This window comes from Leptospira alstonii serovar Sichuan str. 79601 (assembly GCF_000347175.1).
GTDB lineage: Bacteria > Spirochaetota > Leptospiria > Leptospirales > Leptospiraceae > Leptospira > Leptospira alstonii.
Genome location: NZ_ANIK01000009.1, coordinates 1 through 7,873 on the forward strand (window position 1 = coordinate 1; position 7,873 = coordinate 7,873).

General features: G+C 43.5%; 7 protein-coding genes. 2 read left to right on the forward strand and 5 right to left on the reverse strand.

The window, feature by feature from the left end:
• The coding region (locus LEP1GSC194_RS02820; RefSeq protein ID WP_020772213.1) for an enterotoxin A family protein at window positions 1–963 on the reverse strand (963 nt) is incomplete at its 3' end.
• A gap of 210 nt (window positions 964–1,173) precedes the next feature.
• On the opposite strand from LEP1GSC194_RS02820, the gene hisC reads away from it, so the two are divergent.
• Both hisC and LEP1GSC194_RS02830 read left to right on the forward strand, forming a co-directional pair.
• Window positions 1,174–2,277: a histidinol-phosphate transaminase gene (gene hisC, locus LEP1GSC194_RS02825; RefSeq protein ID WP_020772218.1), complete on the forward strand. Its 1,104-nt coding sequence runs from the start codon at window positions 1,174–1,176 to the stop codon at window positions 2,275–2,277.
• A gap of 236 nt (window positions 2,278–2,513) precedes the next feature.
• On the forward strand, window positions 2,514–2,687 hold the full coding sequence (locus tag LEP1GSC194_RS02830; protein ID WP_020772217.1) for a hypothetical protein: 174 nt from the start codon (window positions 2,514–2,516) through the stop codon (window positions 2,685–2,687).
• Window positions 2,688–2,725: 38 nt separating this feature from the next.
• On the opposite strand, the gene LEP1GSC194_RS02835 is transcribed toward LEP1GSC194_RS02830, so the two are convergent.
• The 4 genes from LEP1GSC194_RS02835 to mutL are packed head-to-tail and all read right to left on the reverse strand — an operon-like array spanning window position 2,726 to window position 6,655.
• Window positions 2,726–3,997, reverse strand: coding sequence for a replication-associated recombination protein A (locus LEP1GSC194_RS02835; RefSeq protein ID WP_020772216.1), 1,272 nt, complete (start codon window positions 3,995–3,997; stop codon window positions 2,726–2,728).
• The gene (locus tag LEP1GSC194_RS02840; protein ID WP_017808415.1) at window positions 3,994–4,221 is read right to left on the reverse strand and encodes a hypothetical protein; all 228 of its coding nucleotides are present in this window, start codon (window positions 4,219–4,221) and stop codon (window positions 3,994–3,996) included. The genes LEP1GSC194_RS02835 and LEP1GSC194_RS02840 overlap by 4 nt, the downstream gene beginning before the upstream one ends.
• A gap of 54 nt (window positions 4,222–4,275) precedes the next feature.
• Window positions 4,276–4,896: a YqaA family protein gene (locus LEP1GSC194_RS02845; RefSeq protein WP_020772214.1), complete on the reverse strand. Its 621-nt coding sequence runs from the start codon at window positions 4,894–4,896 to the stop codon at window positions 4,276–4,278.
• Window positions 4,865–6,655, reverse strand: coding sequence for a DNA mismatch repair endonuclease MutL (gene mutL / locus LEP1GSC194_RS02850; RefSeq protein WP_020772215.1), 1,791 nt, complete (start codon window positions 6,653–6,655; stop codon window positions 4,865–4,867). The genes LEP1GSC194_RS02845 and mutL overlap by 32 nt, the downstream gene beginning before the upstream one ends.
• Window positions 6,656–7,873 lie beyond the last annotated feature (1,218 nt).

The following is a 7,873-nucleotide window of genomic DNA, read 5'->3' on the forward strand; positions in this document are numbered from 1 at the left end:
CATATACGAGTCATCGTAGCCCGTATCGCCGATTGTGGTTTCTTTGACGGAACTAAGTTTTCCGTTGTTCAATACGGATCTACATTCGATTTTATTTTTCGAAGTAACATAACAAAGACCGGACATATAATCCGATAAACTAACAAAAGTTCCTTTACTGGATGCGACTTGAGAGATGGGAGTTTTAAAAAGCGGGAGAGTCGGTATCCTGCTATTCTTAGCGCTTAGATCGTAAATTTTCTGCGCCGTTTCCGACATCCCCTTCTTCAAATAACATCTTCCGGCGTTTCGTAAAGAGGTATTGCATCCTACAACGTTTGAAAAAAACAAATTCCCCCATCTTGAATCGCCTTCGGGAAACCCCGCCAGTTCCGGAAATCCGGGCGAAGAGACGGTATTTCCGTATCTCCCTCTATCAAACAAAGGATTGTGTTCGAATGCGCCTTGAATACCGAAGCTGACAGGATACCAACCGTAAACCTGCCCCCAAGTGATTCGGTACAATGCCACAACATCCCCTCTCGCATCGGGAGGAGTGTAAGGACCCAGAGAACCTTGTACGTCGAAAATATTACGTCCTCCGGCAATTAGATAAATGTAATAATCATGAGGGATGTTCGAATTCCCGAAAATGTGAGCGTCTCTCAAAGTTCTAGTGGCGCTAATATAAGCCGAACGTCCGGAGTGCGCTCCGGCAGAAACGTGATTGAACAGGGAACGATCGGAATTACCCGGACTTGCCGACATTCCAGCCGACCAAAATCCATCCGAACCTCTAAGCTGTTCCGGGTCCATTGTCTCGGCTCGATAGAATAACTCGGCCGGAGGGTTGACAACCTGACTTTCGGAAGATCCATCGACCATATCGACAGGATTTTCGATGACTCTTTCACGACGTGCGTGAAGATCGATTAAAGTCCCCGACAAAAAAAGAAAGATCGGAATGATTGAGAAACTTTTCATAATTTTCACCTTTTGTAATTCTTTCGCTTCTCCATAAAAAGGAGATTATGAAATACTAATGGAAGAAATCAAAATCCGCTTATATTCGGCGTATAAATGGCTTCTTTTTTAAAAAAGAACGCTGTAAGCCCGATTTTCCTTTCGGGAAGATAAATTTTTTAGTCTTAAATCGGTTTCCAAAAACGAATCGAAAAAAAAGCATGGGAGCAAATGATTCAATTTCAGCCCAATCTGAAATCCCTCAAAAGTTACGAAGCCGGAAAACCGATCGAACTCGTGGTTCGAGAGTTCGGAATCGATCCGGATCGGGTGATCAAACTCGGCTCGAACGAAAATCCGTTCGGTTGCGCGCAAACGGTTATAGAAGCGGTACGGAAAGAGGCCACAAAAATGTCCTATTATCCGGACGATTCTTATTCGGAATTAAAAACCGCGCTCGCATCCAAGTTCGACTTAACCCCCGATCGAATCGTTCCGGGCAACGGAAGCGATCAGGTTTTGGACTTTGCCTGCAGATGTGTGTTGAGTCCGGGAGATTCGATACTCATCAATCGAATCACGTTTGCGATGTATAAGATCTACGCGCTACAGTGCGGCGCGAAAATTCATTCCACCGAAACCGTACCACACGATCTGAACGCGTTCTTGGATCTCGCAAAATCAATCCGACCTAAAATCGTCTTCTTATGCACCCCTTCCAATCCGGCCGGGGACGCGCTTTCCAAATCGGAGGTTTACGAATTTTTAAGACAACTTTCTCCCGATACGTTAGTCGTTATTGATGCGGCTTACATGGAATTCGCGAACAAAAAGGATCCGAGTAAATTCATACCCGCAAAGGAAGTCACAGATCTTTTCCCGAACGTATTTTATACGGGAACTTTTTCGAAAGTTTACGGACTCGGAGGGATGCGGATCGGATACGGAATCGGAAACGGAGAGTTGATCTCCAATATTTATAAGATGCGCCCACCGTTCAGCGTCGCCAATCTTTCGGCTCTCGCCGCAACGGAAGCGCTCAAAAACGAATCTCATGTGGAATCGTATCTGGAAAACAATCGGAAAGAAATGAAACGATACGAAAAGTTCGCAGTCGAACAAAACGTCGAGTTTATCGAATCCTACGCGAACTTCATTACGTTATTTGCAAGGAAACGCGGAAAGTCCTCCGGGGAAATTTGCGGATCTCTATTAAAGCAGGGAATCATACTGAGGGACTTGAAGAGTTACGACTTGAACGCGATACGAATCACGATCGGAAGGCCCGAACAAAACGATCGGGTATTGACCGCATTGGAACGGGAATTCAATTGAAACCGTTTTTGGCCGCGCCCCTCGACTTGTACGTTCGACAAAACGTTTCCGAAACTCACGGGTCGGGCTCTCGTCTCCGGTCAATAAATTGAAAAACATAAGGAAATACGAATGTTTCATCGAGGAGCAATTTATTGACCCCGCCTCGATCCCTCGCGGATCGTAAAAAAAGGATTTCAGTTTTTCCCAAAAAAGCACGAAACGTTTACTAAACCTTGTCGGTCCTACGATCCAATATGTTCCATTCCGAATACAAAAAAAACGAAACACCGATGCCGCCCCAAATCGCGCATCGCCGGAATTCGGACGCAAATCGAAATCAAATCGAAAACGAAACTACAACCGACTTGAAACCATTCCAATCCAAAACCAAACAAGTGAAAGTCCGCCCGGAGCTCTACGACAAATAATCAGCCCGTACTAAAGGAAACGAAAGAGCCGCGCCTCTCTAGGAATCGCCTCGACGAAGAGATTTTTCCCAAACCTTATCCAAGTATTCCTTAAGTTTCAGCTCCGCTCCGTTTCCGGTCGGAAAATAAAAACGGGGCGGGTTCTCCGCAAATTCGTCGGGAAAATAATTTTGCTCCTTAAATCCTCCGAAATCGTGAGGATAAAGGTAACCCTGGGAAGCTCCTTCCTTTTTATGAAGAAACGTAGGAGCGTTTCGAAGCCGATTCGGAATTTTAATTCCCGTCCCTTTTTCCCTAACGAAAGAGAGAGCGGCTCCGAGTCCCTTATAACTCGCGTTCGATTTCGGACAAGAGGCAAGAAACGTAGTCACGTGCGCGAGAACGAGTCTTCCCTCCGGCATACCGATCGCCTCTAACGCGTGTAAGCCGGAAACCGCAAGAGGCAAACCGTTCACGGATGCGTTTCCTACGTCTTCGCTCGCGAGAACGATCAGTCTTCGCATAACAAAAAGCGGATCTTCCCCGCCTTCGAGTAAAACCGCAAGGTAATAAAGAGCCGCGTCCGGATCGCTTCCCCGTACCGATTTGATAAAGGCGGAAATCACGTCGTAATGACCTTCCCCGCTTTTATCGTACTCGATCACGCGGCTTTCCAAATATTCCTCCACGTCGGATTTGGAAATCGTATGGCCCTCGGGAAAACTGAAACTCAAGCCCTCCAAGTTCGAAAGCAGTTTTCTTCCGTCCCCGCCGGAAAATCGGATCAAGGTTTCCTTTGCGTCTTGGTCAATACGAATTGAATATTCTAAATTTTGAATGCCTCTTTCGAGAAGGGACGTCTGCTCTTCCAGACTCAAAGGTTCTATCCTTAGGATCTGACATCTGGATAAAAGCGGCCTTGTGATTCTAAACGCGGGATTTTCCGTCGTGGCTCCGATCAAAACCAAATGTCCGGTTTCCACACCTTTCAGAAGGCTGTCCTGTTGGGAGGCGCTGAAACGGTGGATCTCGTCCAAAAAAAGGAGAATCGTTCCTTCCCTTTCCGCCCTTTCCAATAATTTTTTGATTTCCGCGACTCCGGTGGAAACCGCGTTGTATTCCACAAAAGGAAGATTCCATTTTCTGCAAAGGATTCCGGCTAACGTGGATTTTCCGGTTCCCGGCGGTCCGTAGAGAATGATCGAAACCGGAGAACGATAATTGACGAGTTGTTTTGTCGCCTTCGTCTGACCGATCACTTCTTCGAAACTGGAAGGACGGATTTTATGCGCGAGAGGAGGAATCGGCTTTTTTGTAAAAAGGTCGCTCAAGATACTTCCAACTCGTTCTTGATTTTTCTGAGACAGGTGCGGATGGTCGAGTTACAGACGTCGCAAGCGCTATGACAACAAACCAAGGATTGTTCTCGGATATTTCCCTGAAGAATATTTTCAATCAAAGCCTGGATTCGAATCGGAAGATCGAATAAATCCAAGTTTTCCCGAATGACTTCCTCTCTTGTCTTAGGAAATAAATTAGGTTGATTGGTTTCCAAAAGTCTACCTTTGATTCAAAAGATTCTTCATACAATCCGGCTTCGTAAAAAGTTTCACATTCCGCCTCCGACCCAACCGAATTGAATCAAATAATAGAATATTATAAAACGCGGAATTCTAAAAAGGCAACCTTGAAAAAAAAGAAGATATCTCATTTTCATGGCACCCGCAGCCAGAGAAACCCAAGAATAAGGAAGAGGAGTCAAAGCCGCTAAAACGACCGCCCAAAATCCGTAACGATGCAGATAGTGTTCGAGCTTCTGTTCGTGTTTTTTAACAAAACTCGCAACCCCTTCTATCTTAGGTAAAATAATTCTTCCCGTTAAATAAGAAACGGTTCCACCGATCAAACTTCCGATCGAAGCGGAAACGATGACAAGAATCGAATTCAATTTACCGGCGACCGCGATCATCAAAAAAACATCGGGTGGTATGAATACGTGCAAGGAATCCGCAAGCATGATTCCGATCCCCACTCCGAATACTCCCGTAATCTCTATGAACTTCTGGGAGAAAGCGAGAACGGGTTCGGGAAACACACGCGCGAGGAACACAACTCCCAAAACGAGAATCACGATTCCGACTAACGTCTGGCGGAAAAGTTTTCTTACAACTCGATCCGGTTCTTTGCCGGAAACTTCTTCATTTTCTATGGAACATTCTTTCGAGGTCATCTCTGCTCAACTTTACTAAGGTAGGTCTTCCGTGCGGACAGCGGGAAGGATTTTCACAATAACTCAGTCTGTTTAAAATTTCGGCCAAAATCGGATCAGAAAGATGATCTCCTTTTTTGATCGCGGATCGACAGGCCACACATTTCGCCATAAGGTCGTATAACTCGGGTTCGCTGGATTCCTTTCCTTCGGTTCGGTTTAAAAAATCCAGGATAATTTCTTTTTCCTCTCCCGGCTCCATATACGCCGGAATTTCGCGGAGGACCACGCTATCTTCTCCGAGTGGATCCAAGAATATTCCAACTTCCTCATATTCTTTTCTTCGGTTTAAAATTTCTTCTTGTTCCTGTTTGGAAACGTCGATCCGAATCGGAGTCAAAAGCGGTTGAATCCCGTAATTTTTCTTTTCCAGTTTACGAAGGACTTCTTCGTATCGGATTCTTTCGTGAGCCGTGTGTTGATCGATGATATAAAAACCGTCTTCGGCTTCCGCGAGAATGAAGGTCTCAAACAAAACCCCGAAGTGTTTTTTGGGAACAAAAGAAGAATGTTTTACTCTTTCGTCCGTCAAAGCCGAAAGCGAAGCTCCCGGTCCCATCCGATCTAAATCGAATCCTTCCTGTCTTGGGACGTCCGCAAACATGTCTCGGCTAAGAAGAGGACTTTCACCCGCGCGTGAAGAAGAATGAGCCTGATAAAGAGAACTGGTTTTAAACGTATACGGGGTGGGTCTCAAAAGACGTTTTTTCAATTCTAAAAAACTGACCGGAGTACTGGATCTCAATTCCTTTTGAATGAGAGTAAGAAAAAATCCGTTGAAACCTTCTTCATCCAAGAAGCGGATTTCCTTTTTTGCGGGGTGAACGTTTACGTCCACTCTCGAAGGATCGATCTCAAAAAATAAAAAACAATACGGATGACCGTTCGGAGGAAGAAGTTCATCATAAGCTTTTTTTAATAGAACGGAACTGTATTTGATTTCAATCGGCCTTCCGTTGATAAAGATAAACTGTCCGGTACGATTGGATTTATAAAAATCGGGATCGCTGATAAAACCTTGCGCTTTGATTCCTCCTCGTTCCAGACTTACTTCCAAAAGATGATCCCGAAAATTCTCACCGAAAAGATCGATGATTCGATCTTTTTTATTTTCTCTGGAAGGAAGAACAAAGACCTCTTTTCCGTCCTGAAAAAGTCGAAACCGAACGTATTCCCTGGCGAGGGCTTGAGTTGTGATACGATCTCGAATTTTCTTATCTTCGGAACGAATCGATTTTAAAAACTTTCTACGCACGGGAGTATTGAAGAACAATTCTTCCACAAGAATTTTGGTTCCGGTAAATCCGGGAATCTCTTCCTTATCGGAAATGTTTCCTCCGATGGAAAGAATTTTCCACGCGGTTTTTTGATCCTTGACTCCGCTTTCCAACGTTAGGCGGGACACCGATGCGATGGAAGCGAGCGCTTCCCCTCTAAATCCGTAACTGAGTACGGTTTCCAAATCGGAGTAATCTCGAATTTTACTCGTGGCGTGTCTTTTCAGCGCGGGTTCTATGTCTTCGGGTTCTATTCCGGAGCCGTTGTCCGTAATTCTTAAAAGCGAAAGACCTCCGTCTTTGGACTCCACATCCACTTGAGTGGCGCCCGCATCCATGGAATTTTCCATCAGTTCTTTCAGTACGGAATGCGCGGATTCGATGACTTCTCCCGCCGCGATTTGATTGATGAGTTCCGGACTGAGTTCCTGAATTTTTCCCATGAATGATTCCAATGTCGGAACTCTTACCAAGTCTGTCGATCTGGAAATTTCTTTAAAATATCGGAGTTGATTCCCTTTTAAAAGATCGATCTTTTGACTCGTTCTTATTGATTCCTATAAAATGGAGTAATATCCATTTGAACACAAATCCCCGTTTAGACTCGGAATTTTGGGCACTCTATTATATAATTCTTAGTAAGAAGATAAACGGGGTGATTTATAAATTTTGAAAGTAATCTTACCGATTAAGGTCGGTGTATCTTTTGGACCTTATTACATTAGAGTTGTTGAAAAAATAATTTTAGATCTCATTTTGTTTCATTAGAACAGACGGTCCCGCGCGGTTTGATAATATGAATTGTGGAATTTTTCAATAACTCTATTGTTTATATTCCAATCGATTTTTTTTTGATAGTGTTAGGATATTGTATCAACGACGTTCTCTAAAAAGAATCCGAAATTGATCGATCTTCGAAAAGAATCGAAAATCGATTCAACACTTTCCCATTCTTGAGCAAACAGCGCCCTTAAACGTCAAAAGAAATTCTATTTTATTAAATTACTCCGCATCCCATAATACGATCGATTCAAAATATAATATGAACTCAGACCGAATCATTAGCGAGCAAAATCATGAAATAATTTTTTACAAATGATCATTAATTTATTTCGAAAAAATGAGAAATGTTAAACGAAGTCCGGTTTTTAGTTTTGAATTCGTTTGTTGCGATTTTTATCTTTTAGATTCAGTGAAATCCGAAGACAAATCCTTCCAAGACGAATCAATTTAAACGAGGAAACCAAATGTTTAAAAAATTACTTCTTACGTTGTGTGCAGGATCCGTCGCATTGACTCTGATATGGCGCACCCAACCGAGCCGTAAATATTTTTTCGCATTTTTATCATCAAATAGTTTAACTCGTTAGAGAAAAGCATTCGCGACGATTGATCAGACTGATATTCGCGGGTTGGATACCGCAGGATAATCTATACATCGGGAGCTGTTCTTAGTCTAAAAACGAAGGTCAAATTTGAAATTCAAATTTGCTTCAACACTGAGTCAACAAGTATTCCTCCTTTATCGTACATCTTCTCTAACGAATAAAACCATTTGATGAAACATTATTCTAACTCTAAGCTACTAGATTCATCGCTGCCCAAAGAAAACCGGATAGCTCTCGTGAGACTGCCGTTATCATTACTTGAGGTGTTTTTCC

What these genes read in the sequence shown, in the direction of transcription:
- mutL (WP_020772215.1), bottom strand. Translation starts at nt 6,655, where the DNA reads ATGGGAAAAATTCAGGAACTCAGTCCGGAACTCATCAATCAAATCGCG.
- LEP1GSC194_RS02830 (WP_020772217.1), top strand. Translation starts at nt 2,514, where the DNA reads ATGTTCCATTCCGAATACAAAAAAAACGAAACACCGATGCCGCCCCAA.
- hisC (WP_020772218.1), top strand. Translation starts at nt 1,174, where the DNA reads ATGATTCAATTTCAGCCCAATCTGAAATCCCTCAAAAGTTACGAAGCC.
- LEP1GSC194_RS02845 (WP_020772214.1), bottom strand. Translation starts at nt 4,896, where the DNA reads ATGACCTCGAAAGAATGTTCCATAGAAAATGAAGAAGTTTCCGGCAAA.